This window comes from Novosphingobium aquimarinum (assembly GCF_009746585.1).
Taxonomy (GTDB): Bacteria; Pseudomonadota; Alphaproteobacteria; order Sphingomonadales; family Sphingomonadaceae; genus Novosphingobium; species Novosphingobium aquimarinum.
This window is the reverse complement of record NZ_WRPO01000002.1, coordinates 41,677-66,816: the sequence shown is the minus strand read 5'-3', so window position 1 is coordinate 66,816 and position 25,140 is coordinate 41,677. Positions and strand designations below refer to the sequence as shown.

At 64.0% G+C, this 25,140-nt stretch carries 22 protein-coding genes; 19 read left to right on the top strand and 3 right to left on the bottom strand.

Annotated elements, in window-relative coordinates:
* The first annotated feature begins 75 nt into the window (after positions 1–75).
* From GQO94_RS02345 to GQO94_RS02280, 14 genes are all read left to right on the top strand, one after another.
* Complete coding sequence (locus tag GQO94_RS02345) at positions 76–1,152, top strand: acyl-CoA dehydrogenase family protein (protein WP_198045763.1); 1,077 nt, start codon at positions 76–78, stop codon at positions 1,150–1,152.
* Positions 1,152–2,339: an acyl-CoA dehydrogenase family protein gene (locus GQO94_RS02340; RefSeq protein ID WP_156839546.1), complete on the top strand. Its 1,188-nt coding sequence runs from the start codon at positions 1,152–1,154 to the stop codon at positions 2,337–2,339. Before GQO94_RS02345 ends, GQO94_RS02340 begins: the two co-directional genes overlap by 1 nt.
* Positions 2,339–3,967 carry a GMC family oxidoreductase gene (locus GQO94_RS02335; RefSeq protein WP_156839545.1) on the top strand — a complete coding sequence of 543 codons (1,629 nt, stop codon included), beginning with the start codon at positions 2,339–2,341 and terminating at the stop codon, positions 3,965–3,967. The genes GQO94_RS02340 and GQO94_RS02335 overlap by 1 nt, the downstream gene beginning before the upstream one ends.
* Before the next feature lie 68 nt (positions 3,968–4,035).
* Entirely contained in the window at positions 4,036–4,881 is an 846-nt protein-coding gene (locus tag GQO94_RS02330) for a helix-turn-helix transcriptional regulator (protein WP_156839544.1), read from the top strand.
* Between the two features lie 253 nt (positions 4,882–5,134).
* Positions 5,135–7,459, top strand: coding sequence for a TonB-dependent receptor (locus GQO94_RS02325; RefSeq protein ID WP_232332730.1), 2,325 nt, complete (start codon positions 5,135–5,137; stop codon positions 7,457–7,459).
* A 4-nt stretch (positions 7,460–7,463) separates the two neighbouring features.
* A complete protein-coding gene (locus GQO94_RS02320) occupies positions 7,464–9,272 on the top strand; it encodes an acyclic terpene utilization AtuA family protein (protein ID WP_232332729.1) in 1,809 nt (602 codons plus the stop codon).
* On the top strand, positions 9,269–10,174 hold the full coding sequence (locus GQO94_RS02315) for an alpha/beta fold hydrolase (RefSeq protein WP_232332728.1): 906 nt from the start codon (positions 9,269–9,271) through the stop codon (positions 10,172–10,174). Before GQO94_RS02320 ends, GQO94_RS02315 begins: the two co-directional genes overlap by 4 nt.
* The gene (locus GQO94_RS02310) at positions 10,171–11,994 is read left to right on the top strand and encodes a long-chain-acyl-CoA synthetase (RefSeq protein WP_156839541.1); all 1,824 of its coding nucleotides are present in this window, start codon (positions 10,171–10,173) and stop codon (positions 11,992–11,994) included. Before GQO94_RS02315 ends, GQO94_RS02310 begins: the two co-directional genes overlap by 4 nt.
* On the top strand, positions 11,984–13,159 hold the full coding sequence (locus tag GQO94_RS02305) for an acyl-CoA dehydrogenase family protein (RefSeq protein ID WP_156839540.1): 1,176 nt from the start codon (positions 11,984–11,986) through the stop codon (positions 13,157–13,159). Before GQO94_RS02310 ends, GQO94_RS02305 begins: the two co-directional genes overlap by 11 nt.
* A complete protein-coding gene (locus GQO94_RS02300; RefSeq protein ID WP_156839539.1) occupies positions 13,159–14,106 on the top strand; it encodes a bifunctional MaoC family dehydratase N-terminal/OB-fold nucleic acid binding domain-containing protein in 948 nt (315 codons plus the stop codon). Before GQO94_RS02305 ends, GQO94_RS02300 begins: the two co-directional genes overlap by 1 nt.
* A 25-nt stretch (positions 14,107–14,131) precedes the next feature.
* A complete protein-coding gene (locus tag GQO94_RS02295; RefSeq protein ID WP_156839538.1) occupies positions 14,132–15,262 on the top strand; it encodes an acyl-CoA dehydrogenase family protein in 1,131 nt (376 codons plus the stop codon).
* Positions 15,263–15,272: 10 nt separating this feature from the next.
* Complete coding sequence (locus GQO94_RS02290; RefSeq protein WP_156839537.1) at positions 15,273–15,677, top strand: MaoC/PaaZ C-terminal domain-containing protein; 405 nt, start codon at positions 15,273–15,275, stop codon at positions 15,675–15,677.
* Positions 15,674–16,846: a lipid-transfer protein gene (locus GQO94_RS02285; protein WP_156839536.1), complete on the top strand. Its 1,173-nt coding sequence runs from the start codon at positions 15,674–15,676 to the stop codon at positions 16,844–16,846. The genes GQO94_RS02290 and GQO94_RS02285 overlap by 4 nt, the downstream gene beginning before the upstream one ends.
* Positions 16,847–16,892: 46 nt before the next feature.
* Entirely contained in the window at positions 16,893–17,708 is an 816-nt protein-coding gene (locus GQO94_RS02280; protein ID WP_156839535.1) for a Coq4 family protein, read from the top strand.
* Between the two features lie 42 nt (positions 17,709–17,750).
* Here GQO94_RS02280 and GQO94_RS02275 read toward each other — a convergent pair whose 3' ends face one another.
* Positions 17,751–18,518, bottom strand: a complete 768-nt coding sequence (locus GQO94_RS02275) for an SDR family NAD(P)-dependent oxidoreductase (protein ID WP_156839534.1) — start codon at positions 18,516–18,518, stop codon at positions 17,751–17,753.
* A gap of 91 nt (positions 18,519–18,609) precedes the next feature.
* Between GQO94_RS02275 and GQO94_RS02270 the strand changes: the two genes are divergently transcribed.
* From GQO94_RS02270 to GQO94_RS02260, 3 genes are all read left to right on the top strand, one after another.
* Positions 18,610–20,163 (top strand): amidase, encoded by a 1,554-nt coding sequence (locus tag GQO94_RS02270; protein WP_232332727.1) that lies wholly within the window; start codon positions 18,610–18,612, stop codon positions 20,161–20,163.
* A 93-nt stretch (positions 20,164–20,256) separates the two neighbouring features.
* Positions 20,257–20,859, top strand: coding sequence for a TetR/AcrR family transcriptional regulator (locus tag GQO94_RS02265; RefSeq protein WP_156839533.1), 603 nt, complete (start codon positions 20,257–20,259; stop codon positions 20,857–20,859).
* A 127-nt stretch (positions 20,860–20,986) separates the two neighbouring features.
* A complete protein-coding gene (locus GQO94_RS02260) occupies positions 20,987–22,105 on the top strand; it encodes an aromatic ring-hydroxylating oxygenase subunit alpha (protein WP_156839532.1) in 1,119 nt (372 codons plus the stop codon).
* A 61-nt stretch (positions 22,106–22,166) separates the two neighbouring features.
* On the opposite strand, the gene GQO94_RS02255 is transcribed toward GQO94_RS02260, so the two are convergent.
* Positions 22,167–22,919 (bottom strand): glucose 1-dehydrogenase, encoded by a 753-nt coding sequence (locus GQO94_RS02255; protein WP_156839531.1) that lies wholly within the window; start codon positions 22,917–22,919, stop codon positions 22,167–22,169.
* A gap of 147 nt (positions 22,920–23,066) precedes the next feature.
* Entirely contained in the window at positions 23,067–23,501 is a 435-nt protein-coding gene (locus GQO94_RS02250) for a hypothetical protein (protein WP_232332726.1), read from the bottom strand.
* 295 nt (positions 23,502–23,796) lie between these two features.
* Here GQO94_RS02250 and GQO94_RS02245 point away from each other — a divergent pair, with 295 nt between their 5' ends.
* Both GQO94_RS02245 and GQO94_RS02240 read left to right on the top strand, forming a co-directional pair.
* A complete protein-coding gene (locus GQO94_RS02245) occupies positions 23,797–24,207 on the top strand; it encodes a nuclear transport factor 2 family protein (protein WP_156839529.1) in 411 nt (136 codons plus the stop codon).
* A gap of 53 nt (positions 24,208–24,260) precedes the next feature.
* Positions 24,261–25,130: an LLM class flavin-dependent oxidoreductase gene (locus GQO94_RS02240; RefSeq protein ID WP_156839528.1), complete on the top strand. Its 870-nt coding sequence runs from the start codon at positions 24,261–24,263 to the stop codon at positions 25,128–25,130.
* Positions 25,131–25,140: the final 10 nt, after the last annotated feature.

Here is a 25,140-nt window from a genome sequence, read left to right as displayed (position 1 = left end):
AGCGCCCGAATTCGTACCGACACTGACCGCCGCCGAACGGACGAAATGTCCTTCGGCGCTCCGCCGAGGCCACCGATGCAATTTGCCCTGACCGATGAGCAGACCCTTGTTGCCGACACCGCGCGCGGGGTGTTTTCCGACTTTCGGCCCGCCTTGCGCGAGACGATGGAGACGGCTGACGGCTTCGACCGGACGCAATGGCGCAGCGCGGTGAACGAGATGGGCTTCGGCAGTCTGGCCGTGCCCGAGGATCTCGGCGGATCCGGCCTTGGCATGGTGGAACTCGCGCTGGTGATGATCGAGATGGGGCGCACCTTGTGGCCTTCTCCATTCCTGCCGAGCATTGCCACGGCGCTCCCGCTTATCTTGGCGGCGGCACCTGAAACGATGGCGTCCAACTGGGTAGAAAAGCTCGCCAGTGGCGAGGCGATCGCGACCTTCCTGCACGCGCCTGTCTCGGCCCTGTCGCGCGAAGGGGAAGGCTGGCGCTTGCGAGCCGAGGGACTCGCGCCGTTCGGCCATGTCGCGGATCTGGTTGTGGTGATCGTGGAGGACCGGATCGCCGTCCTCGAACCGACTTTCGCTGGCATCACCGTTCAACGTAAGCAGACGATGGACCGCACGCGTCCGCTGGCCTCGGTCACGATCGATGCCCTGCTCGGTGCATCGCAAGTCGGCGACGTGGCGTCAGACGCCATCGCGCAGGCGCTCGATCGCGCGCGGGTGGCGTTGGCCGCTGAGAGCCTGGGCGGTGCGGATGCGGTGCTCGATCACACCGTGGACTACACCAAGCAGCGCCATCAGTTCGGCCGGCCGATCGGCAGCTTCCAGGCGCTCAAGCACCGCATGGCGGATATGATGATCGCCGCCGAAGCCGCGCGTTCCGCTGTTTACTACGCGGCCGCCGCCGCGGACGGACAGGATCCGACTTTCGCGGAAGCCGCCGCCATCGCGCATATGACCGCGATCGAGACCTATCAGGCCAATGCCGGCCATTCGATCCAGCTGCACGGCGGCATCGGCTTCACCTGGGAGCACGACGCGCACTTGTATTTCAAGCGCGCGCGCAGTGCCTCGACCTTGCTGGGTACCACCGATCAATCGCGCGACCGCCTTGCCGGGCTGGTCGGTCTGTCGGCGGAGGCGGCCTGATGCGTCTGGGATTCACGCCCGAGCAGGAAGCGTTTCGCCAGGAGGCGGCGGACTGGCTGCAAACGCAGATGGATGGCCCTTTCGCCATGCTCAAGAACCTCAAGAGCCAGAGCGCGATGCCGGCCGAACGCCGGGCCTGGGAACGCGCCTTGTACGAAGCCGGGTGGAGCGTGGTCGGCTGGCCGAAGGAACACGGCGGCCGGGGCGCGAGCCTTGCCGAACAAGTGATTTTCGCAGAGGAATATGCCCGCGCCGGGGCGCCGGGCCGGATGAGCCATATCGGCATCGAATTGGCGGGCCCCACCATGATCCATTTCGGATCGCCGGAGCAGAAAGCACGCTTTTTGCCGAAAATGGCGTCGGGCGAGGAATTCTGGGCACAAGGCTATTCCGAGCCGAACGCCGGCTCCGACCTTGGCAGTGTGCGCACGCGCGCCGAACTCGACAACGGCGAGTGGGTGGTGAACGGCCAGAAGATCTGGACCTCGCTGGCGCAATACGCCGACTGGATCTTCGTCCTCGCGCGGACCGAGCCGGGGAGCAAGGGTCCGAAGGGCCTGTCTTTCCTGCTGCTGCCGATCGATCAGCCGGGTATCACCATTCGCCCGATCCGCCAGATCAACGGCGAGGCCGAATTCAACGAGACGTTTTTCGATGACGCACGCACGGCGGAGGAAAACGTCGTCGGCGGGGTCGGCAACGGCTGGCAAGTCGCGATGGGACTGCTTGCCTTTGAGCGGGGCGTCGGGACCCTGGGCCAGCAGATGGGCTTCATCGCCGAGTACGACGCGATCGTCGCGGCGGCCAAGGCGAACGGCGCGATCGACGATCCCGACATTCGCCGCCGCCTGACCAATGCCTACGCGGGCCTGCGGATCATGCGCTATACCGCGTTGCGCACGCTGTCGGCGGCGGAAGGGCATAGCCTGTCGCGCGAGGCCATGACGCAGAAGGTCTATTGGGCGACGTGGTATCGCTCGCTGGGCGAACTGGCGATGGATGTGGCGGGGCAAGCCGGCGAAGTATCCGATGACGGCGAGGATCACCTGCCCTTCGCGCAGAACCTGTTCCTGTCGACACGGGCCTCGACGATTTACGGCGGCACCAACCAGATCCAGCGCAACCTGATCGCCGAACGCGGATTGGGCCTACCGCGCGAACCGCGCGGGGACGGAAAGACATCCTGATGAGCCAGCTACCCGACGAAGCGGACTACGTCATCATCGGGGCAGGGTCTGCCGGTTGCGTGCTGGCGAACCGGCTCAGCGCCGATCCGTCGAACCGCGTTGTCGTGCTCGAGGCGGGGGGGCAGAACGCCGGCCTGTTGGCGACGATGCCCGCCGGCATGGCGACGCTGATGCGTGGCCCGAATGCGAGCAACTGGGCCTTTTCATCCGAGCCGGTCTCGGCGCTTGGCGGCCGCAGCATGTTCGTGCCGCGTGGCAAGGGCTGGGGCGGCTCCTCCTCGATCAACGGCATGCTCTACGTTCGCGGCAATGCAGCGGACTTCAATCAATGGCGGCAGATGGGTCTGGCCGGGTGGGGCTATGACGATGTGCTGCCGTTCTTCCGGCGCATGGAGGATGGCCCCGATGGTGCGGACGCGTATCACGGCGAGGGTGGTCCGCTCCCTGTCCGCTATGGTCCGTGGGAAGAACCGATCTATCCCGCGTTCATCGAGGCCGGGCAGCAAGCCGGCTATTCGAAGAGCGAAGATTTCAACGGCGCGCGGCAGGAGGGCGTCGGGCGTTACCAGGTGAACATCGAAGGCGGACGACGCGCCGGTGCGCGCCGGGCCTTTCTGGTACCCGCGCTGAAACGCCCTAATCTGACTGCCGGAACCGATATCCACGTCACCCGGATCGTCGTCGAAGAGGGCCGTACCGTCGCGGTCGAATATGCTCGGGGGCGGGGGCGTGCGCCGGGCCGCATCACCGCGCGCCGGGAGATCATCGTGGCGGCGGGCACGATGCAATCGCCGCACATCCTTGGCCTTTCGGGCATCGGCGATGCGGACCGGCTGCGCGAGCTCGGCTTGCCGGTTGTCAGCGCGCTGACGGGTGTCGGCCGCAACTTGCAGGATCACGTCGATGCGGCGGTGACCTATCGTTCGCGTTTGCCCTTGCTGTGGTCGCGCACGAAGGGCTGGCGCGCCGCGCTGATAGGCCTGCGCTATCTGCTGCGTCGCGATGGCCTGGGCACGAGCAATTCGCTCGAAGCGGGCGGCTTCGTTCGGACCCGACCCGAACTCGATCGTCCTGATGTGCAAATTCAATTCATCCCCGGCGCCATGGCCAATCATGGACAAAAGGGGATGCAGCCTTTCGACGGTTTTTCGGTCGACATGATCGCGCTGCACCCCGAAAGCCGGGGCGAGGTGTCGCTGCGATCGGCGGATCCGTTCGACGCGCCGCGTATCGATCCCAATCATCTCGCCACGCCCGGCGACGTGGCGACGTTGCGTGCAGCGATCCGGATCGCACGCCGCATCGGCGAGCAGCCCGCGCTATCCCCCTGGCGCATCGCCGAGGACGAACCGGGCGCGGACGTGGTCAGCGACGCTGCGATCGACGATTGGCTTCGCGATCATGCGGCCACGATTTTTCATCCCGTCGGCACATGCCGGATGGGCACGAAGGACGATCCCGGCGCGGTCGTCGATGAACGCTTGCGTGTGCGTGGCGTGGAAGGGCTGCGCGTGGTCGATGCCTCGGTGATGCCCACCATCGTGACGGGCAACACCAACGCGGCTACGATGATGATCGCGGAAAAAGCCTCGGACATGATCCTTGGCCATTCCCGCCCTGCACAGTAACCTGGACTGAAATCGGCCAAATCCTTGCAACGACAAGGATTCGCAAAAAAGCCGAGTGAGAGGAAACCATGGCTGGAACGCTCAACAACGCGGAGCTGAGAACCGACCACGCTCGTGTCCGTGTCTATACCTATCGCTATGATACGCCGTCGCGCCAGTCCCGCTCGCCCAATCAGGACGTTCTGGCGCTGTTTCGGGATCAGGCACGCACGGCCTCCGCGTTCTTTCGAACCGGTGAAACCACCAGTCGCATGTTTCCCTTGGGCGGAATGATGATCGTGCCGGCAGGGGTGGAAATTGATGCGGTCGGTCCCGGCGGGGACAGGCGCCTGGCGTCCTGCACGATGGCGGGGGGCATACTCCCCGAGGAATTCGATCGGTGCAGTCAGGCGGATCTGGCCACATGCGGTGACATTCGCGATCCCAATGTGCGCGGCGCCATGCAGCGTATGGCGGCCGAAGCGATCCAGCCCGGTTTCGGCGCCGATGTCCTCGTTGATGCGCTTTCGGCCGCGTTGAAGGTGGACCTGGCCCGCTATTTCGCCCGCAGCCGACCAGAGCAGCCGTCCCACGCCGGGGTACTCGCCCCATGGCAATTGCGCCGCCTGGAAGAATACGTTCACGCGACCAATGCGGGCGGTATGCGCATTGCCGACCTTGCGAGCCTCGTCGACATCAGCCCCAGCCATCTTGCGCGCACGTTCAAGAAGACCACGGGCCGGACGGTCCATCAATTCGTCGAGGAAGCGCGCATCGCTCGTGCGGCGGCCTTGCTCAGCGACACGACGATCCCTCTCAAGCAGATTGCCGCGCAAGTGGGCTTCGGCACCCCCAGCAGTTTCTCGCAAGCCTTCCGCCGCGCCACCGGCGTTGCCCCCGGGCAGTTCCGGGACGAGGGTCGCACGCTGAATTAGCGACAGAGAATTCTTCCCGGCGCCTGGCGGGTTGCGCATTATGCGTTCCGCAAAGCTGATGATTCGCCGTGGATCTGCAATTAAGTCTTGCTAAGAGGATGGAATTGCGCAGCATGTTCGTCTCTAGGTTTGGCAAATCATGCCGATGATGCTCCGTTTTGAACAGTCATGGAGGTTTTTGACAATCCGCTGATCCGCGCGGCCGCTAAAATGTTTCTAAAGTGCCTTCACGAGATAAAACATGGAGGTGAGGGTGAAAGCTCTGCGAGGTATTCTTGCGGCCGGGGCCGCGTCGTGGATTCTGGGAGGAACCGCGATCGCGCAGACGGCCGGTGATGCCGAAACTCAAGGACAATCCGAACAGACCCTGCCCACGCAGCCGGCGGGCAACGCGGGTTTGCAGGATATTGTCGTCACGGCCGAAAAGCGCCAGGAATCGCTGCAGCGCACGCCGCTCGCGATCAGCGCGGTCAGCTCGGAGTTGATCGCGGCGCGCAATATCACGACCGCCGCGCAGCTTGGTGCAATCGCGCCGAACATCACAACCACGCAAGGTCCAAACTCGTCCTCGCATCTCATCGTGCACATTCGCGGTATCGGCGAATCCGAGCCGATCCTGACGTCCGATCCGCCGGTCAGCATTTATGTCGATGGCATTGTCGTGGGTCGCTCTACGGGCGCGATCTTCGATGTCGTCGATCTGGAACGGATCGAGGTGCTGCGCGGTCCGCAAGGCACGCTCTATGGCCGCAACACCACGGGCGGCGCGGTCAACTTCATCACGCGCAAGCCGAGCGAGGATTTCGGCGTTCGCCTGATGGCGGGTTACGGCAATTACAATGCGCTGCAGACCCGGGTGAGCCTCGATACCGGTGCCTTCGGCGACAGCGGCTTCAAGGCGACCTTGTCCTACATGCACAAGGAGCGCGACGGCTATGTCGACAGTTTGCTCCAGAAGGACAGTAAGGACCCGGGCGCTTACAACAACGAAGCGTTCCGCGTGGCCCTTGCCTACGACAAGGACGGTCCGTTCCGCGCCAATTACGCCTTCGACTGGACGGAAGCAAAAGCCGTCTCTCCCGCCAGCCAGCTAGCTGCGGCAAACCCCAACCAACTGGCCTATTTCAGCCGGTCGCCCAACTTCGGGGGGACGGAACTAATCGGCCCCTCGCTGACGCGGCTTTCAACGATTCGGTCCGAAGGCACGTTTACTCTGGACAAGACCCAGTCGCATTCGTTGACGCTGGAAGCAGACCTCACCGACGATATCACGCTGCGTTCGCTGACGGGCTTGCGCAAATGGCGCGGCGACACGGCGAATACGGACATCGACGGCAATGCGGGATTGCGGGGACTCGTCGTCAGCCCGCCGCCTCCTGGAGTGGCGCCAGTCTCGTTTTTCGGCGCCGAGAAGTTCGACAAACAGCGCCAGTTTTCGCAAGAGCTGAACCTTCTCGGCACAGTCGGCGCGGTCGATTTCCTGCTTGGCGGTTTCTACTTCCGGGAGCGCGCGCGCGAGGATAACCCGCAGTTCTACACCTTCGTGATCGCCAATCCGCAGCTTCCGGGCGGTGTGGGGGGCGTCAACCTGACTAATCGCCTCATCTATCGTACGAAGAACGTGTCGAAGGCCGTCTTTGGGCAGGTCACCTGGCATGTCGACGACAAGCTGAGCCTGACCGGCGGCTTGCGGTACACGGCGGACGAAAAGGAACTGGATCAGTCTTCGCCAGCCAGTCTGGTGCGAAACCTGAACCGCAAGTTCGACAAGCTGAATTACGCGGCCACCGTGCAGTATCAGGCGACGCCGGAGTTCATGGTCTATGCCCGCACGGCATCGGGCTACAAGGCGGGCGGCTTCAATGCCCGGTCGGCCAACGACGGGTATGATCCGGAAAGCGTTACCAATTACGAGATCGGCGCGAAGGCGGATATGTTCGACCGCCGTCTGCGGGTCAACGGGACCTTGTTCTACGCCAAGCTGGACGACAAGCAGCTCAATCAGTTCACCGCCAACAGCGGCGGCGCCGCCAGTATCACGGTGAACGCGGGCAGCGCTGAGTTCAAGGGTGTGGAATTGGAAGTCGAGGCGCTGCCGATCGACGCGCTGCGCCTGAACGCGTCATTCGGCTATACCGATCGCAGCTTCAAGACCTTCAACATCCTCGACCCGGCCACCAACCAGATCGTGGATATCGCCGACGAAGCGCAATTCAGCTATTCCGCGAGCACCACTTTCACGGGCGGCGCACAGTACACCATCGGCGAGATGTTCGGCGGGCAACTGTCCGCTCGCGTGGATTACACGTATCGCAGCCGGCTCTATTTCAACGTCGCGCCCCGCTTCGCCCCGTTCGATGACGTAATCAGCGCGCCGGGCGTCGGACTGCTTGATGGTCGCATCGCGCTCAGCAAAGTCGATATCGGCGGGAGCAATGCGGAATTCGCGATCTGGGGCCGCAACCTGACGGACGAAGAATACCGCATTTCGGGTATCGACTTCGGCTCGCTGGGCTTCGCGACCAATACCTATGGTTTGCCTCGCACGTACGGCGCGGAAATTCGGATGGAGTTCTGATTTGGTGACAGGCGAACGTGTCATCCGCATCGGCGGCGGGTCCGCCTACTTCGCCGACAGCGCGCTGGGTGTGCCCCAGCTGCTGGCGGCGGGCGGGCTCGACTACCTGGTGTTCGATTACCTCGCCGAAGCAAGCATGGGCATGTTCGGGCGTCAGCGGCGCGCGGACCCGCCCGTGCTCTACCCACAGGACTTCCTGACGGTTCATGTCGGGCCTCACCTGCATGAAATCGCGCGGCAGAAGATTCGTGTGATCGCCAATGCCGGCGCGCTCGATCCGATCGGATTGGCAAAGGCCGTCGAAGCGAGGATCGCGTCCGAGGGGCTTTCGCTCAAGGTCGCGGCGGTCACGGGTGACGAACTGATTGACCGTGTCGACCAGCTGCGCGAACGCGGCGTGACCGACATGTTCACGGGCGCGTCGCTTCCCGACAAGGTGCTGACGTGTAACGCCTATCTGGGCGCTTTTCCGATAGCCGAAGCGCTCGCCGCCGGCGCCGATATCGTCATCACCGGGCGCGTGGTGGACAGCGCGATCGTGCTCGGCGCCCTGGTGCACGAATTCGGCTGGAAGGCCGACGATCATGATTTGCTCGCGGCGGGAACGCTTGCGGGCCACTTGCTCGAATGCAGCACCCAGATCACCGGCGGCACGTTTACCGACTGGCGCGACGTGCAGGGCTGGGAACAGATCGGCTTTCCGATCGGCGAATGCCGCGCGGACGGCAGCGTCGTCATCACCAAGCCCGTCGGCAGCGGCGGGCTTGTCTCGGTGGGCACGGTCTCGGAGCAGCTGCTCTACGAAGTGAGCGATCCCGCCGACTACGTCGTCGCCGATGTCTCCTGCGACTTCAGCGACGTCTCCGTGGTCCAGGAAGGACCCGACCGGGTGCGCGTCACCGGAGCGAAGGGCCGGCCGCCTACGCCCTTCCTGAAAGCCAGCATCACGTACGATCAGGGCTGGCGGACGGTCGCCTATCAGCCGATCGTGGGCGAGGAGGCGGGGGCCAAGGCCAGGCGTCAGGGCGAGGCGCTGTTCACGCGCGCGAAGGCGTTGCTGCGTGGACGCAACATGGCCGAATTCACGGACACCGCGTTCACGGTGATTGGCGAGGAGGCTAGCTTCGGACCGCATGCCCGGATCAGCGGCGCGCGCGAAGTGATCCTGAAGATGACCGCCGATCACCCGACCATGGAAGGCGCAGGCCTGTTCGCGCGCGAGCAGGCCTCGGGCATCACCACGATGTCTGTGGGCACCGGCGTTAACCTCGCGACGAGCGTCCTGCCGCTCACTGGCATTTTCGGCTTCTTGCTGCCGCGCGAGGAAGCCCCGGCGACCGTGACGATGGGCGACAAGAGCTGGACGGTCGACCCACGATCCGGCCTGAGCACGTCACCCGAAGCATCCCCCGTTCCCGATCAACCGGACGCGGACGAAGACCTGATAGAGATCGACGTCGTCCGCCTCGCCTGGTTGCGCAGCGGCGACAAGGGCAGCCTGTTCAATGTCGCGGTGATCGCGCGCGAGCCGGAGTTCCTGCCCTGGATCGCCGCCGCGATGACACCGCAAGCCGTCGCGGCCTGGTACGCGCATCTCAGTTCCGACGGGTCGCCGCTGCCGGTCGAGCGCTTTTATGCGCCGGGCTTCAACGCGCTGAACTTCGTCGTGCGCAATTCGCTCGATGGCGGCATCCTGAGCGGCAAGGGGCTCGACCCCGCCGCCAAGGGCATGGGCCAGATGATCGCGCGGTTCCCGGTGAGCGTGCCCGTATCCCTCGCCGAAGCGCTTGAGGAAAAGGTGCGGCAGCCATGAGCGATGCAGATATGCAAAACCTGAACGAGGAGGCCGCCGGTAATGCTTCGACCGCGCCCGAAGCCATTGTCGGTTACGTGGGGGCGGGCGGGGTTCAGCTTGTCGCCACTCGCTATGGCCCCGATGACGGTGCCCCAATCCTGCTGCTTCATGGCGGCGGACAGACCCGCGGGTCCTGGCGCGTCTCGGCGCGCCGCATGGCGGAGCAAGGCTTCGCGGTGACGGCGCTCGACATGCGCGGGCACGGCGACAGCGACTGGACGCCGGGCGGCGGCTATACGATGGACTTGTTCGCCGACGACGTTCGCGCGGTGATCGCGGAATTCGATCGGCCACCCCTGGTCGGCGGGGCTTCGCTGGGCGGTCTCGCCTCACTACTGGCGCTGGGGGAAGCGCCCCAAGCCAAAGTGGCGGGACTAGTGCTGGTGGACATCGTTCCCTGGATCGAGCCGAGCGGCGGCGAACAAGTCGTGGGCTTCATGCGCGGCACGTCCGACGGGTTCGATACGCTGGAGGAAGCCGCCGACGCGATCGCCGATTATCTGCCGCATCGCCCCCGCCCCGAACGGCTCGACGGCTTGTCTCGCAACTTGCGGCAGAGAGCGGACGGGCGATGGTATTGGCACTGGGATCCCAGTTTCGTGCGCCCCCAGGAAGGCTGGGATCTCGATCGCATGAACGAGCGGCTTTCCAACGCGGCTCGCGCGATCGACGCGCCGATGCTGCTGCTGCACGGCACCAAGAGCGAGATCGTGACCGCCGATGGCGCCGAGCGCTTCGCGAAGATCCTGCCCAAGGCGGACGTGATCCCGATTGAGGGCGCGCATCACATGGTGGCGGGCGATGACAACGATGCCTTCATCGATGCGATGCTCCCCTTCCTGAAGAGGAACGCGGCATGACCAAGACATTTGAAGCGCCCCCCCGTGAAGTGTCCATGCAGCGCCTGATGCGCGGGTATCAGCGTGTCGCCGATTTTGCGCGGGACATGCCCTATACGGTGGCGGACAGGCTGGAAGAGCGCGCCGCCGATGCGGCAGACGAAGCGTTTATCCTGTTTGAAGAGCAGCGCATCACCTTTGCCGAGATGAACGCGCGCGCCAATCGGGTCGCGAATGCCGCGCTTGAGGCGGGGTTTAAGAAGGGCGATGTCGTCGCGCTGCTGATGCTCAATCGACCCGAGTACGTCATGATCTGGCTCGGCCTCGCCAAGGCGGGGATCGTCACCGCGCTGATCAACACCACCGCCACGGGCGATGTTCTCGCTCACGCCTTGCGGCAAGTCGAGGCGCGAGGCCTGATCGTTGGCTCGGAACTGGCCGAGGCGGTGGAGACGCTGTCGTCCGAGGCTTTGCCTGCGATGGTCTGGGAGCAATCGGAGACGGGCGCGGATCGTTCGTCGCTCGGCTTCAGGGATTTCGACGCGGCTATGGCGGCGGCGTCCGATGCCGATCCGGACAAGGGCTTGCGTGACGGGCTGACGATGTCGGATACGCTGTATCTGATCTTCACCTCCGGAACGACCGGTCTGCCAAAGGCCGCGAAAATGAGCCACATGCGCTTCATCAACGCGGGCGAGATGATGGCCGGGCTGATGCAGTTCGGCGAGGGCGACACCTTCTACTGCATGCTGCCGCTTTATCACGGCGCGGGCGGGATGGTGGTTCCGTCCGTATCTCTGGCGACTGGTCGGCCCTTCGTGTTGCGGCGCAAGTTCAGCCGAAGCGGCTTCTGGCCCGACGTGCGCCGGCACACGATCACGGCAACCTACTACATCGGCGAGATCGTGCGTTACCTGTTGGCGTCCGAACCTTCATCCGACGATCGCGATCATAGCCTGCGGGTGATGTGCGGCGCGGGCATGAAGCCCGACGTCTGGACCGCGTTCCAGGACCGCTTCGGTATTGAGGACATTTACGAGGGGCTCGGCTCGACCGAGGCCAACTTCGGGATCACCAATGCCGATAACCGCATCGGATCGGTTGGAAGGTTGCCCTATCCGGAACACAGCAACATCCGCATCCTCAAATACGACGTCGAAACCGGCGAACACGTGCGCGATGCCGAGGGCAATTATGTCCTGGCAGGACCCCATGAAGTGGGCGAGCTCGTGGCCGAAGTGCTCGACGGGACCGGCGTTGCCGGCTTTTTCGAAGGCTACACCTCGCGCGAGGCGACCGAAGCGAAGCTGATGCGCGACCTGTTTCGCCCGGGTGACCGCTATTTCCGTTCGGGCGATCTCGTGCGCTTCGACGAGGACGATTACTTCTTCTTCGTCGACCGCGTTGGCGACACATTCCGCTGGAAAAGCGAGAACGTCTCGACGGCCGAAGTCGAGACCGTCCTGTCCGGCTACAAGGGACCGTCCGTCGTCAATGTCTACGGTGTCACCATTCCGAATGCGGAAGGCCGCGCCGGAATGGTCGCGCTGACATACCCGGAAGGGGTGAGCTTCGAGCCAGACAGCTTCTACGCCTATGCGCAGGACCATCTGGCGCATTACGCGGTGCCGGTTTTCGTGCGGCTGACCGAAGGCGCGGATATGACTTCCACGTTCAAGCTGCGCAAGGTGCAGCTGCAGCGCGAGGGTTACGATCCCGGCGCGGTAGACCAGGACCCCCTCTACGTCGCCGATCCCGATGCGGGCCGTTACGTGCCGCTTACCGCCGAGGCGCTCGATCGCCTTGGCATTCCCCCGATGGAGACAACGCATGCACGTTGATTTCACAGAAGACCAAAAGGCAATCCGGGCGGAGTTTCGAGCTTACCTCGCCAAACTGATGACACCGGAAGTGCGCGCGGCGACGGTCAGCGTCGAAAGCGGCGAAACCTATCGTCAGGTCATCCGCCAGATGGGCGAGGATGGCTGGCTGACCCCCGGCTGGCCCGAGGCTTACGGGGGGAGGGGGCTCGACTCCCTCACGCAGAAGATTCTGCTCGAGGAACTGGTGCTCGCAGAAGCGCCGTTCCCCTTCGTGACCGTGAACACCGTTGGGCCGGCCCTGATGCGGCTTGGCACCGAGAAGCAGAAGGCGGAGATCCTGCCGCGCATCGCCACGGGCGAACTGATCTTCGCGATCGGCTATTCCGAGCCGAGCGCCGGGACCGACCTTGCCAGCCTCAAGACGCGCGCGGTCCGCGAGGGCGATGAGTACGTCGTCAACGGCCAGAAGATCTTCACCAGTGGTGCGGAGGGCGCGGACTACGTGTTCCTCGCCGTCAGGACTGATCCCGAAGCTCCGCCGCACAAGGGCATCACCATCCTGATGATGGACACGAAGCTGCCCGGCTTTTCGGTTTCGCCGATCTGGACGGTTGGCGGGGTGCGCACCAACATCACCTATTACGAAGACGTGCGCGTGCCGGCCGACATGGTGATCGGCGAAGTGAACGCGGGATGGCGCCTGATCGCCGAGCAGCTCAATCACGAGCGCATCGGCCTTGCCGCGCTGACCTATGGCGCCAACGGCTGCTTCGATCAGGTGGTCGAATGGGCGGGCCAGGTCGAGACGGGCGAGGGCGCGCGGCTCCTCGACGTATCGTGGGTGCAATCGTCGCTGGGCGAGGCTTACGCGCTGCTGCGCGCCATCGATGTGATGGGCAACCGTGTCGCCGCGCAAGTCGCGGAAGGTTCGACGCGGGCAGACCTCGCGAGCGGGCTCAAGGTCTTCGGGACCGAGGGCGTCATCAAGGTCATGCGCCTACTGCTCGACGTGATCGGATCGGCGGGGCTCGTCACGGCGGGCTCGCCGGGGGCCGTGCTGAAAGGCCGGATCGAGCGCGAATACCGCAAGTGTCAGATCAACACGTTCGGCGGCGGAACCGCCGAAGTACTGCGCGACATGGTGGCGCAAGTGGGCCTCGGTATGCCGCGAGGAGCACGCTGATGGAAACCCTGCTCGACAAGGCTCGCGCCTGGGTCGGAAAGGCCGCGAATGCGCCGACGACCGCGCGCGACCCGGTGAACCTGCCCATGATCCGCCGCTGGTGCGAGGCCATGGGCGATACCAATCCGATCTACACCGATGAAGCGGCCGCGAAGGCCGCCGGTCATCCCGGCATCGTTGCCCCGCCGGCGATGCTCGATGTCTGGACGATGGCGCCGTATCGGCCCGGCGGCCGGACCGCCGAACAAGGCTTCGAGGTGCTCAATCTGTTCGATGAGGCGGGCTATGGCGGCGTCGTCGCCACCAACGTGACGCAGGAATACGGCCGGTACCTGCGGCTCGGCGATCTCGTCACGATGTCGACGTTGGTTTCCGACGTGTCCGACGAGAAGAAGACCGGTCTCGGCACCGGACATTTCGTGACGCTTGCCTACGAATTCACCAACCAGGACGGCGAGTTCCTGGGCCGCGAGACGTTCCGCGTGCTGAAGTTCAAGCCGAACATTCCTGACACGAAGCCTCAATCGGACACGAAAGAGAAGTCGGACGGCACGCCCGAATTCCCGCACCCGCGCCCCGCGATCACGCATGACAACGCGTTCTACTGGGAAGGGCTGAACCAGCGCAAACTGCTGTTCCAATCCTGCGAGGGCCGCCTGCGGCATCCGCCCGGGCCGATGGACCCGGTCAGCGGATCGCTCGACTTCGAGATCGTCGAGGCAAGCGGGCGCGGCACGATTCACAGCTTCGTGGTCATGCATCAGCCGCGCTTGCCGGGCTTCGAGTACCCCCTGCCGGTGGTCCTCGTCGAGCTGGAAGAAGGGGTGCGCATCGTTGCCAACATGATCGATGCCAAGCCCGAAGACGTCGAGATCGGACGCGCCGTCATGGCGGATTTCGTCGAGGTCGAGCCAGATTACGTCCTTCCCGCCTTCCGCTTCGCCTGAGGCCCCCTTTACCTGAGAACTGAACATGGATTTTTCCCTTTCCGACGATCAGCGCGAACTGCGTGATCTGGCCGCCCGCATCCTTGGCGATGCGATCACCGATGAAAGCCTGCGCGACTTCGCCGATAGCGATGCCGCCTACGATGAGGCGCTGTGGAAGACGCTCGCCGAGGCGGGGCTGCTCGCGATGGCGATCTCCGAAGACAGGGGCGGGCTTGGTCTCGGAATGATCGAACTCGGGCTTCTGCTCGAGGAGCAGGGGCGCACGCTCGCGCCGCTGCCGATCGTGCCCACGATCGCCATGGCGGCGATGACCCTTGATCGCGACGGCACGGACGCTCAGCGCGAATGGCTGCCCAAGGTGACCGGCGGCGAGGCCATCCTCGCCGTTGCCCTGGAAGAAATCGGCGGTATCGATGCGGCGGCCCCCGCGCTCAAGGCAGAACCCGATGGCAACGGTTGGCGGCTCACGGGCACCAAGATCGCGGTCTCTTATGGGGCCGAGGCCGCCGCGCTGCTGGTGACGGCGGCGACACCGCAAGGCCCGGCGCTGTTCCTGGTCGACCCGCGGACGTCCGGAGTCGAGATCGAGGCGCAAACCTCCACCAGCGGTGAGCCGCAGGCGCGCATCACTTTTGACGCCGTGCAACTTGGCGGCGACGATGTGATCGGCAGCATCGAGGACGGAACGCGCATCGTGCGCGCGCTCGTCGATCGTGGACAAGTCGCCCTTGCGCAGCGGCAAGTGGGCGTCGCGGCCGAAGCCCTGCGGCGAACGGCGGAATATTCCAGCGGTCGCACACAGTTCGGCAAGCCGCTCGGATCGTTTCAGGCCGTGCAGCAGCGCGCCGCCGACGGTTTCATCGATATCGAGGCGATGCGCTCGACCGCGATGCTGGCGGCATGGTCGTTGGACGAGGGCCGCGCGCAAAGCGCCGACATCGCCACGGCGAAGTACTGGGCCGCGATCGGCGGCCACCGGGTGGTGCACACGGCGCAGCATCTGCACGGCGGCATGGGGGCGGATATCACGTATCCCATTCATCGCTACTTCCTGACGGCGACCCAGATCGGCGCGGCGCTGGGCGGTTCCGCCCCGATGCTGGCCCGGATCGGCCGCGAAGTCGCCGCCGGCGCCACCGCGCCGCTTGCTTGAGGGATCCGACATGACCATCACCGACATTCAGGCCGGCCAATCCTTGCCCGAACTCGCCGTTCCCATCACGGCCAGCGCGATCGTCGCGGGCGCGATTGCGACCGACGATTTCGAGGACGTGCATCACGACAAGGCCGCCGCGCAAGGCAAAGGCGTGCCCGATATCTTCATGAACATCCTGACGACCAATGGCTTCGTCCAGCGCTACGTCAGCGACTGGTGCGGCAGCGCGGCGCGGATCGCGGCGGTCGACATCAAGCTCGGCGCGCCGAACTTCGTCGGCGATACGATGACGTTTACCGGAGAAGTCGCCCAGGTCGAAGGCAGCCGTGTCGCCGTGAAGGTACGCGGGCGCAACCGCATCGGTGATCACGTCGTGGCGACCGTCAATCTTGACTTCGGGAGCGCGCAATGACTGGCACTTTGGCAAACAAGGCCGCGATCGTCGGGATCGGCGCCACCGAGTTCTCGAAGGAAAGCGGCCGCTCGGAATTGCGCCTGGCGGTCGAAGCGATCACCGCCGCGCTCGAGGACGCGGGGATCGATCGTTCGGAGGTGGACGGGCTGTGCACCTACACGATGGACAACAACCCGGAGATCGAAGTCTTCCGGAACATCGGCGGCAAGCAGCTCAAGTTCTTCAGCCGCATTCACTACGGTGGCGGCGCCGCGTGCGCGCCCGTGATGCAGGCGGCGATGGCGGTGGCCACCGGCGTCGCGGACGTGGTGGTGTGCTATCGCGCGATGAACGAGCGCTCGCAGTATCGCTTCGGTTCCGGTTACACGCCGCCGCCGGTCCCGAACGCGGAGTCGGCGCATTACGGGTACTATGTCCCGTTCGGTCTGGTATCGCCTGCATCGTGGGTTGCGATGGCCGCTCAGCGATACATGCATGAAACGGGCGCTACGTCCGAGGATTTCGGACGCGTGGCGGTTGCCTGCCGCCGGCATGCCGCGACGAACCCGTATGCCTGGTTCTACCAGAAGCCGATCACGCTGGACGATCATCAGGCCTCGCGCTGGATCGTCGAGCCGCTGCATCTGCTCGATTGCTGCCAGGAATCCGATGGGGCGCAAGCCCTGGTCGTGACGAGCGTGGAGCGCGCCAAGTCGCTTCGCCAAACCCCCGCGATCATCCGCGCCGCGGCGCAAGGCGCGGCCGACGATCAGCAGATGATGACCAGCTATTACCGGCCCGATATCTCGCGCCTGTCCGAAATGGATCTGGTTGCCCAGCAGCTTTACGATCAGGCCGGCATCGGGCCAGACGCGATCCGCACCGCCGTGCTGTACGATCACTTCTCGCCCTTCGTACTGCCGCAGATCGAGGCGTTCGGCTTCGCCAAACCGGGCCAGGCCAAGGACTTCATCCGCGAGGAAGGCATCGAACTGGGCGGGCGCCTGCCCGTCAATACCAATGGCGGCCAGCTCGGCGAAGCCTATATCCACGGCATGAACGGCATTGCCGAAGGCGTGCGGCAAGTGCGCGGCACTTCGGTGAATCAGGTGAAGGGCGATGGCCATGTGCTCGTAACGGCGGGGACGGGCGTTCCCACCAGCGGGCTGATCCTGGGCAATGCCTGATCGCCATTATGACAATCGACAAGGCATGAAGGGAAGGGGTTAGACCATGGACGACACGCCCTATCTGATGCGGGGGCTACAGCCCGTCAGCACCGAGAGCAGCACGCTGATCAGCTCATCGGATTTTCTGAACGAGCCCCGGTTGCGCGACTGGGTGGCCACGCACTTCTTGCGCCGCAGCGGCAAGGATACCCCGACCACGTCGGATGCCTACAAGCTTCACCTGATCCTCAAAGAGGTTCAGGATCAGGACCGGATCGAAGAGCTCTTCACCGAGGAGCGCAAGCACAATTCCGAACTCGATACATGGATGAGCGAAGGGTTCGTATCCACGTTCACGCCGGACAATCTTCTGGAGAACCCGCCGGGCTCGCTCGGCTACATCTTCGGGCGTTATCTGACGGACAACAATTTCCAAGTGGACATCGTCCCGCGTTTCGAACCCAAGACGCAGTTTGAATACTATGCGCTGCGCAGCGGACAGACGCACGACCTCGAACATATCGTTTGTGGCGGCGGGTTCGACATTCTGGGCGAGCTGGTTCCCTATTACATGCGCCTCAGCAACGTTCCGCGTTTCCTGAGCCCCGAACTCGCCGGATCGGTCAACGCGATGCAATTGCTCGGCTCGACCCGCATTATGATGCGCACGGGCCTGCATTACCCGCAGTCCTACCCGATGGCTTTGCGCGCGGCGCAGTGCGGCATGAGAGTGGGGCAGGAATCCGGCCCGATCTTCATGGCGCGGTACGAGGATGTGTTTCACCTGCCCATTCCCGAAGCGCGCGAGGCGCTCGGGATCCGGGGCGCGGTCGATCTGGATTCACGTGAAGCTTCGCTCGCCTGGCACGAATATCACTGATCGGTCGGCGTGGCGGCTCGGATCCGCGCGGACGGAGGTTCATCACGGCATGTAGAGCTGCACGGCCTTGCCGCCATCGACGGGTAGGGCCACGCCGGTGATGTAGCTGGCATCGTCGGACAGCAGAAAGGTGATCGCCGCGGCAAGCTCGTTCGGTTGGCCGGAACGCTTCATCGGAATGGCGGCGGTCGTGGCATCGGCCGTGTCCGGCGTCATCTCCTGATAGGCTAGGGTTGCCGGCGTGGCGACTTGTCCCGGCACGATCGTGTTGACGCGCACGTTGTGCGGCGCGCCCTCCATCGCCGCGACAGCGGTGAAGTGGATGAGGGCCGCCTTCGACGCCGAATAACTGGCCATCCCGGACAGGGCCCGCAGCCCCGTGGTGGAGGAAATGTTCACGATCGCGCCCGAGCCTTGGGGGATCATCACGCGCATCGCTTCGCGCGTGCCGATAAAGACCGCGTCGGCATTGACCGCAAAGTCCTCGCGCCAGTCGTCGAGTGTGGCATCCAGCAGCGGCCCGTAATGGACCGACATGGCATTGTTCACCAGAATATCGAGCCGACCGTGTCGCTCGGCCACATCGCCAATCATGGCCGCGAACGCTTCCGCATCGCTGACATCGAGGACCTGCGTTTCGACCGAGCCGCCGGAAGCCTCGATCGCGGCCTGCGTCTCGGCCAGTCGATCCGCCCGTCTCGCGCAGATCACGACATGCGCCCCTTCGCTGCAGAGTCTCTCTACGGTCGCTCGCCCGATGCCGTCGCTGCCACCCGTGACGATGGCAACTTTGCCCTTGAACCGTTCCACGGCACATCCCCTGATGTATTATACTCTAGTCTATACATATACTCTGATGCAGAACGATCGGGTAGATCAAAAACAAGCGAGGGGAGTTTCGATGGCAGGATCAGTCGATGAGGGTGCACCGCATTTGCCGCCCATGAACTTGTCGCGGCGCGAGGTTGTCGCAGGCGTGGTGGCGACCGCTGCAGGGGCCTCGCTGGCAGGTCGGGCGAGCGCAGCCGCTGCGCCTTCGAGCGTTCTGGAGGAGCACGACGCTCTTGGGCTGGCGCGGCTGGTGGCGCGCAAGCAGGTCACGGCTGCAGAGCTTCTGGATATGGCGATCGTCCGGGCGGAAGCCTTGAACCCGGCCTACAACTTCCTGGCGCGAAAACACTACGACTATGCGCGCAAGGCCATTGCCCGCGGTTTGCCAGAAGGCCCATTCACAGGGGTGCCCTGGCTGATCAAGGATCTGAGTACGTACATCGCAGGCGAAGTGACCGGGCAGGGCAGCAGATACTACAAGGATGCCAGAGCGACCGTCACTTCGGAGCTGGTCCGCCGCCATGAACGGGCTGGCCTCGTCATCTTCGGAAAGACCACCACGCCCGAGTTCGGACTGACGCCGACAACCGAATCGGCGGCGACCGGCGCCACGCGAAATCCCTGGGATCCTTCGCGCACCAGCGGTGGTTCGAGCGGCGGCGCGGCGGTTGCGGTGGCGGCGGGGGTCATCCCCGCCGCGCATGCCACCGACGGTGGCGGGTCTATCCGAATCCCCGCGTCTTGCTGCGGCTTGTTCGGCCTGAAGCCCAGTCGCGGCCGCGTGCCCATGGGCCCGCTGCGCACCGAAGGCTGGGGAGGAATGTCAGTCGCTCATGCCATCACCCGCAGCGTGCGGGACAGCGCTGCAATTCTCGATGCGACCCATGGCATCGAACCCGGCTCGCGTTATGGCGCGCCCTCTCCCGAGCGGCCGTTTCTGGACGAGGTGCGCACAAATCCCGGCAAGCTGCGCATCGCGCTAAGCGTCACGCCGATGGCGGGTACGCCGGTCGATCCAGAGGTCGTAGCGGCAGTGCAGGCCGCCGCGCGGCTGTGCGAAAGTCTCGGTCATCATGTGGAGGAGGCCGCTCCTCAGCTGGACGCGGGCAAGCTCGGGAGAGCCAGCTTCGCCATCGTCTCGTCGTCACTCGCCGCAGACCTTCAGGCCCGCGAGACGGCGACGGGCATCGCCCCCGGCCTCGACGGTCTCGAGCCGGTGACGCTCGCTTATTACACCATGGGTCTCAAGACGACCGGCGTCGAATATGCCCGCGCCAACAATGATTTGCAGGAAGCGGCCGTCACCATGGCGCAATTCATGGAGCGGTACGATGTCTTGCTGACTCCCACTCTGGCGTCGCCGCCCTTGCCGCTGGGGGTTCTCGGCCTCTCGCCCGCACAGATGAGCGACTACTTCACGGCCGTTTCGGCTTTCACACCCTTCACCGGAATCATGAATTACACGGGACAGCCCAGCATGTCTGTGCCGCTCGCCACTTCGCGAAGCGGGCTGCCGATCGGCGTGATGTTTTCGGGGCGCTATGGCGAGGAGGCACTCCTCTTTCGCCTTGCCGGGCAACTGGAGCAAGCCGCGCCCTGGGCGGCGCGGCGACCCGACGTCTGACGGAGCCGAACGGCGCTGGCGCCAGCGCATCTCTATACGGGCGCTCGGCCATGCATTATCGGACGGGCAATCTTGCAGCGAGACAGAGACCACGTGAACCAGCAGGCAACGCAATCCCGGCGAGAGCTCAACAAGGCGAGGACGCGTGCTGCGATCATGAAGGCGGCGCGCTCCCACTTTGCAACGGCCGGTGCGACCGGCGTCACCATGGACCAGATCGCCCAAGCGGCCGAAGTCTCGCGCGCCACCTTGTTCAACTACTTCGCCAGCAAGGCGGCGATCATCGCGGCTTTGGTAGAGCAGCTGGACACCGACTTCATCGCCTTGATCGACAGCTACCGCGAGCGGCCCCTCGCGACGGCGGACCGGATCATCGGAATTTTCACCGAAAGTGCCCGCAATCTCGAAAAGCGCGGCGATGCGGTGCGCTTCCTCGTCGGGATCAGCGAGCAGAGCTGGGGGGATCAGCCGGGCATCGACCGACTTGCGCGCCTCACTGACGCGTTCCTGCGGCTTCTTGATGCCGAAGAAACCGATGACGTTCGCAGCGATGTCGAGCGCCGTGTGCTCGGCGAGATGCTGGTGAGCGTTTACATCGGCATCATTCACAACTGGCGAATGCTCGACTCTTACCCGCTCGAAGCCCGTCTGCATGCCGCTGCCACGATCATTGCAGGGGCTGTGACCCGACAGTGACGAGTATCAGATCAAAAAAGCTGGACTAGAGTATAAAATTAGGCGATAGGTCAAGGAAAGCGAGGATCGACAAGGAATCGCGCCTAGCGCTCGTCTTGGCGTAGCAGCGCGTGAGGGAGAGATGGTTATGGCACATGATCACGCGTCATCGGACGCACGCACGGCGCCCGTCGCGGTCTGGAAGGTGCTCGGCGCCTTGCGCGGGGATGAGCTGAAGAACTGGCGCGTCGCCCCCATCGAGAACAAAGTCAGCGCGGAAGAACGCGGCGCGCTCGATCTGCCTTATCCCTACGGCTGGTACGTCCTGTGCTATTCCGACGAATTGCCCTCCGGCGAAGCCAAGCCCTTGCGCTACTTCGGCAAGGAGCTGGCGGCATGGCGCGGCGAGGACGGCAAGGCGCGCGTGATCGATGCCTACTGCCGTCATCTCGGTGCGCATATGGGCTACGGCGGGCGGGTGAATGGCAACGATCTCGAATGCCCGTTTCACGCCTGGCGCTATGATGAAACCGGCGCGGTCGTCGACGTTCCCTATTCCAAGTCGATCCCGCCCCAGGCCAAGCGACCCTGCGGCGGTTGGCCGACGGCAGAAGCGAACGGCTTCGTGTGGGTCTGGTATCATCCGATGGGTGAGGCGCCGATGTGGGACATCGACGTTTTCCCGGAGACCAGCGATCCGGAATGGACCGCCTACGATCGCTACGAATGGCTGGTCCACGCGCCCCTGCAATTCATGGCGGAGAACGCGGCCGACAACGCGCACTTCAAATACGTGCACGGGACGGCGACATATCCCGATGCCGAGGTCGGCTTCGACGGGCATCGCCGAACGGGTCTCGTAAAGGCGAAGATGGGCACGCCCAAAGGCGAGATCGACGGTCGGATCGCGAATGCCAGCATCGGGCCGGGGCAATCGTGGACGCGCTTCAGCGGTATCTCGGAAACGCTGCTGGTCGCGGGCACGACTCCGATCGATCGCGACCTCGTGCGCGTGCGGTTTGCGTTCACCCAGCCGCGCTCCGAGGCGGAAGGTCCCATGGCGGGCCTCGCCCGGGCGCTGATCCGCGACATCGTCAAGCAGTTCGATCAGGACAAGGTAATCTGGGATCGCCAGCGCTTCGTGGAACGCGCGTTGATCTGCGAGGGCGATGGTCCGATCGCGGACTTCCGCCGGTGGTATTATCAGTTCTACGCCGAGTGGGCGGGGCCGGAAGGTCAGAAGGCGCAAGCCAAGGCCGCGGCCTGAACGTGCCTATGCGGACGAGAAGCGTCGCTTCCCGTCCGCATGGATTTTGCCGATACGGCAATCAGTAGACGGTCGCGCCGCCGTCGATCACGAGCGGATGCCCGGTGATGAAGCTGGCCTGGTCCGAACATAGCCAGACCACCGCGGCGGCGATTTCTTCGGGGCGTCCCATCCGGCCCATCGGCGTCATCTGCTCGATGATGGCGCGGATTTGCGGGTCCGACGCGGCGGTCGCGGACATAGGCGTGTCGATGACGCCGGGGCATACCGCGTTCACGCGAATGCCGGCTTGCGCCCATTTCAGCGCCGCGCTGCGAGTGAGGCCGACCACGCCATGCTTGCCGGCGGTATAGGCGGGCTGGCTGGCATTGCCGACAAGCCCATTGATCGACGCGGTGTTGACGATCGCGCCGCCTCCGTTCTTGAGCATTTCGGTCGCTTCCTCGCGCATGCACAGCATGACGCCCTTGAGGTTGATCGAAAGGCTGCGCTCGTAGGCGGCCTCGTCCCATTCATCCACGGCGGGGTTGTTGATGCCCGCGTTGTTGTGCGCGAAGTCGAGACGGCCGAATTCGCTGACGGCCCGAGCGACCAGTGCTTTGACGTCTTCGGCATTGCTGACATCGCAGCTTTGAAACGCGGCCTTGCCGCCAGCGGATGTCACTTGATCGACCGTTTCCCGGCCCCCGCTCTCGTTCACATCGGCCACGATCACTGCGGCACCCGACCGTGCAAAGGCGAGGGCGGTCGCGCGCCCGATCCCGCCCGCCGCACCGGTCACCAGCGCCACTTTTCCTGCCATGTCGTCAGTCATATCCGCTCCCTGCTTGAGGCTCGGCAAAGCCCCGTCTCTTCCGAAAGAATGTCAGTAAGATTGGATCGCGCCGGGCGTTTCGCTGAAGGGCGCGCCCTGGCCGGTAATAAGCGGTGTCTGCCGCGCGGACGGCTTTCGCTGGAGAGCTTACTGCTCGTAGAAGTCCGGGAAGCGCTCGAGAAGCTTGCCGATCTCCTGGTCGGAAATGTTGAATTCGAATCCTTCGGTCTCGCCGCGACGGCGGTAGCCATAGACGTTCGTCCAGGACCATCCGGGTATCGCGTTCGGGGGGAAGACTTCCCAGGTCACATGACACAGCGCGGCATCGTCGGACACCGGTTCGCAGCGGAACGACGTCAGCCGGATGTCGGATCCGACCCCGGCCCTTTCGAAGCGGGCGATCTGATCGATGCAAGCCGCGTCTGCGCTGTCTCGATCCTCGAAACTGTGGACGTGGCCCAGCGTGAAGGAGATGTAAGGGAACAGATAGTGGCCGGCGATCTGCCGCCCGTCCTTGACCCGCATGGCCTCACCATAACTGCGACAGAAGGCGTCGGGCCCTTTCAACTTCGTTTCCCTCATGATCGTGTCGCTCCTCCCTGTATCGTTATGTCTTTCAGTGGCTCATTTGCTGCAACGGCAACCCTCGTCCCCGGCTGGCACCGTAACCTTCGCCCGATCCAGGAACCAAAGCCAAAACCCGATTCCAATGCGGCGGGTGAATTTCATGTTCCTTTGAGACGATTCCCTTGGTGGCCAAACCCGGGAGCGCCAAATATGCTGAGGACAGTGCCAACGTCTCGACGGCGTCCGACGCCGAGCGTGGGCACGCTGACGAAAAAATAAAAGAAACTTATCGCCGCCAGGAGATCCGAGGATGTCTACCTCCTACCCAGCGAAAATCGCCGCGTTGCAATCCCGCGAGTACGTGAAAAATCACGACAAGGCGGGCTGGCTGAACCTGTTCGCTCCCGATGGGGTCATCGAAGATCCGATCGGCGTATCGTATCTGGACCCCGCCGGGCGCGGACACCGAACGCCGGAGGAGCGCGAGATTTTCTGGAACAGCAATATCGCCAACAGCGATATCGCCATCACGATCCATCAATCTTACGGCGCGGCGAACGAGTGCGCCAACCACGTGACTCTCGACTTGAGGACTGAGGCCGAGGGCGTCCAATCCCATATCCGGATCAACGGCATCTTCACCTACAGCGTCAACGAGGACGGTTTGCTCACGTCGCTCCGGGGCTACTGGGAACCGGATGCCATCGAACAGATGTCGTAGATATGGCGCAGTTTTCCGGAATTCAGACTCCAAGAAATATGGGAGAGTAAAAAGTGCGGTTTCATTGCGCCGAAGGCATGACGCAGATCACCAATTTCGTCCCTCTCGCGCAAGCGGTCGAAGCGCAGGGCTATGCCGGGTTCGCGATTCCGGACAGCCTGATCTATCCCAAGGCGTCCGACACCCAGTACAGCTACACTGACGATGGCGGGCGCGAGTTCCTCGAGAACAAGCCGTTCGTCGAAAGCTTCATCATCGCAACGGCCATCGGCACTGCCACCAAGACGCTCGAACTGACCACGAACGTCGTGAAGCTCCCGGTTCGGCCGCCGCTTTACTCCGCCAAACTGGCGGCATCCGTCGCGGCGATCACCAACGATCGCTTCAACTTCGGGGTGGGTCTGAGCGTCTGGCCCGAAGACTACGCGGTGATGGGCGTCGACTATGCCAAGCGGGGCAAGCGGTTTGACGAGTGCATCGCCATCGTTCGCGGTCTGTGCACGGGCGACTACTTCGAATTTCACGGCGAATTCTACGACCTGCCGCCGGTGAAGATCAATCCCGCGCCCGCGAAGCCACTGCCTATCCTGATTGGCGGACATTCCGACGCGGCGCTCAAGCGCGCCGCGCGCAACGATGGCTTCATGTATGCGGGCGGCGGTGTCGGGCAGCTCGAACCGCTGCTGGAAAAGATCGCCAATTACCGCGAGGAATACGGGCGCACCAGCGAGCCTTTCCGCATCTTCGCAACCGAGATGGGCGAAATCACGACCGATGTCGTCAAGCGGATGGAAGACCTTGGCGTCACCGATATGCCGGTCGCCTTCCGCAATCTCTACGCCGTGGAGGAAGACACGCAGCCGCTTCAGGACAAGATCGACGACTTCGCGCGCTTCGCCGACAGAGTGATCGCCAAACTGTGATGCGGCCGAT

Excerpts from the sequence above, each read along its gene's own strand:
- GQO94_RS02280 (WP_156839535.1), top strand. The coding sequence starts at position 16,893 with ATGGACGACACGCCCTATCTGATGCGGGGGCTACAGCCCGTCAGCACC.
- GQO94_RS02270 (WP_232332727.1), top strand. The coding sequence starts at position 18,610 with ATGGCAGGATCAGTCGATGAGGGTGCACCGCATTTGCCGCCCATGAAC.
- GQO94_RS02340 (WP_156839546.1), top strand. The coding sequence starts at position 1,152 with ATGCGTCTGGGATTCACGCCCGAGCAGGAAGCGTTTCGCCAGGAGGCG.
- GQO94_RS02250 (WP_232332726.1), bottom strand. The coding sequence starts at position 23,501 with ATGAGGGAAACGAAGTTGAAAGGGCCCGACGCCTTCTGTCGCAGTTAT.
- GQO94_RS02330 (WP_156839544.1), top strand. The coding sequence starts at position 4,036 with ATGGCTGGAACGCTCAACAACGCGGAGCTGAGAACCGACCACGCTCGT.
- GQO94_RS02345 (WP_198045763.1), top strand. The coding sequence starts at position 76 with ATGCAATTTGCCCTGACCGATGAGCAGACCCTTGTTGCCGACACCGCG.
- GQO94_RS02310 (WP_156839541.1), top strand. The coding sequence starts at position 10,171 with ATGACCAAGACATTTGAAGCGCCCCCCCGTGAAGTGTCCATGCAGCGC.
- GQO94_RS02255 (WP_156839531.1), bottom strand. The coding sequence starts at position 22,919 with ATGACTGACGACATGGCAGGAAAAGTGGCGCTGGTGACCGGTGCGGCG.
- GQO94_RS02295 (WP_156839538.1), top strand. The coding sequence starts at position 14,132 with ATGGATTTTTCCCTTTCCGACGATCAGCGCGAACTGCGTGATCTGGCC.
- GQO94_RS02285 (WP_156839536.1), top strand. The coding sequence starts at position 15,674 with ATGACTGGCACTTTGGCAAACAAGGCCGCGATCGTCGGGATCGGCGCC.
- GQO94_RS02335 (WP_156839545.1), top strand. The coding sequence starts at position 2,339 with ATGAGCCAGCTACCCGACGAAGCGGACTACGTCATCATCGGGGCAGGG.
- GQO94_RS02315 (WP_232332728.1), top strand. The coding sequence starts at position 9,269 with ATGAGCGATGCAGATATGCAAAACCTGAACGAGGAGGCCGCCGGTAAT.
- GQO94_RS02290 (WP_156839537.1), top strand. The coding sequence starts at position 15,273 with ATGACCATCACCGACATTCAGGCCGGCCAATCCTTGCCCGAACTCGCC.
- GQO94_RS02260 (WP_156839532.1), top strand. The coding sequence starts at position 20,987 with ATGGCACATGATCACGCGTCATCGGACGCACGCACGGCGCCCGTCGCG.
- GQO94_RS02245 (WP_156839529.1), top strand. The coding sequence starts at position 23,797 with ATGTCTACCTCCTACCCAGCGAAAATCGCCGCGTTGCAATCCCGCGAG.
- GQO94_RS02300 (WP_156839539.1), top strand. The coding sequence starts at position 13,159 with ATGGAAACCCTGCTCGACAAGGCTCGCGCCTGGGTCGGAAAGGCCGCG.
- GQO94_RS02305 (WP_156839540.1), top strand. The coding sequence starts at position 11,984 with ATGCACGTTGATTTCACAGAAGACCAAAAGGCAATCCGGGCGGAGTTT.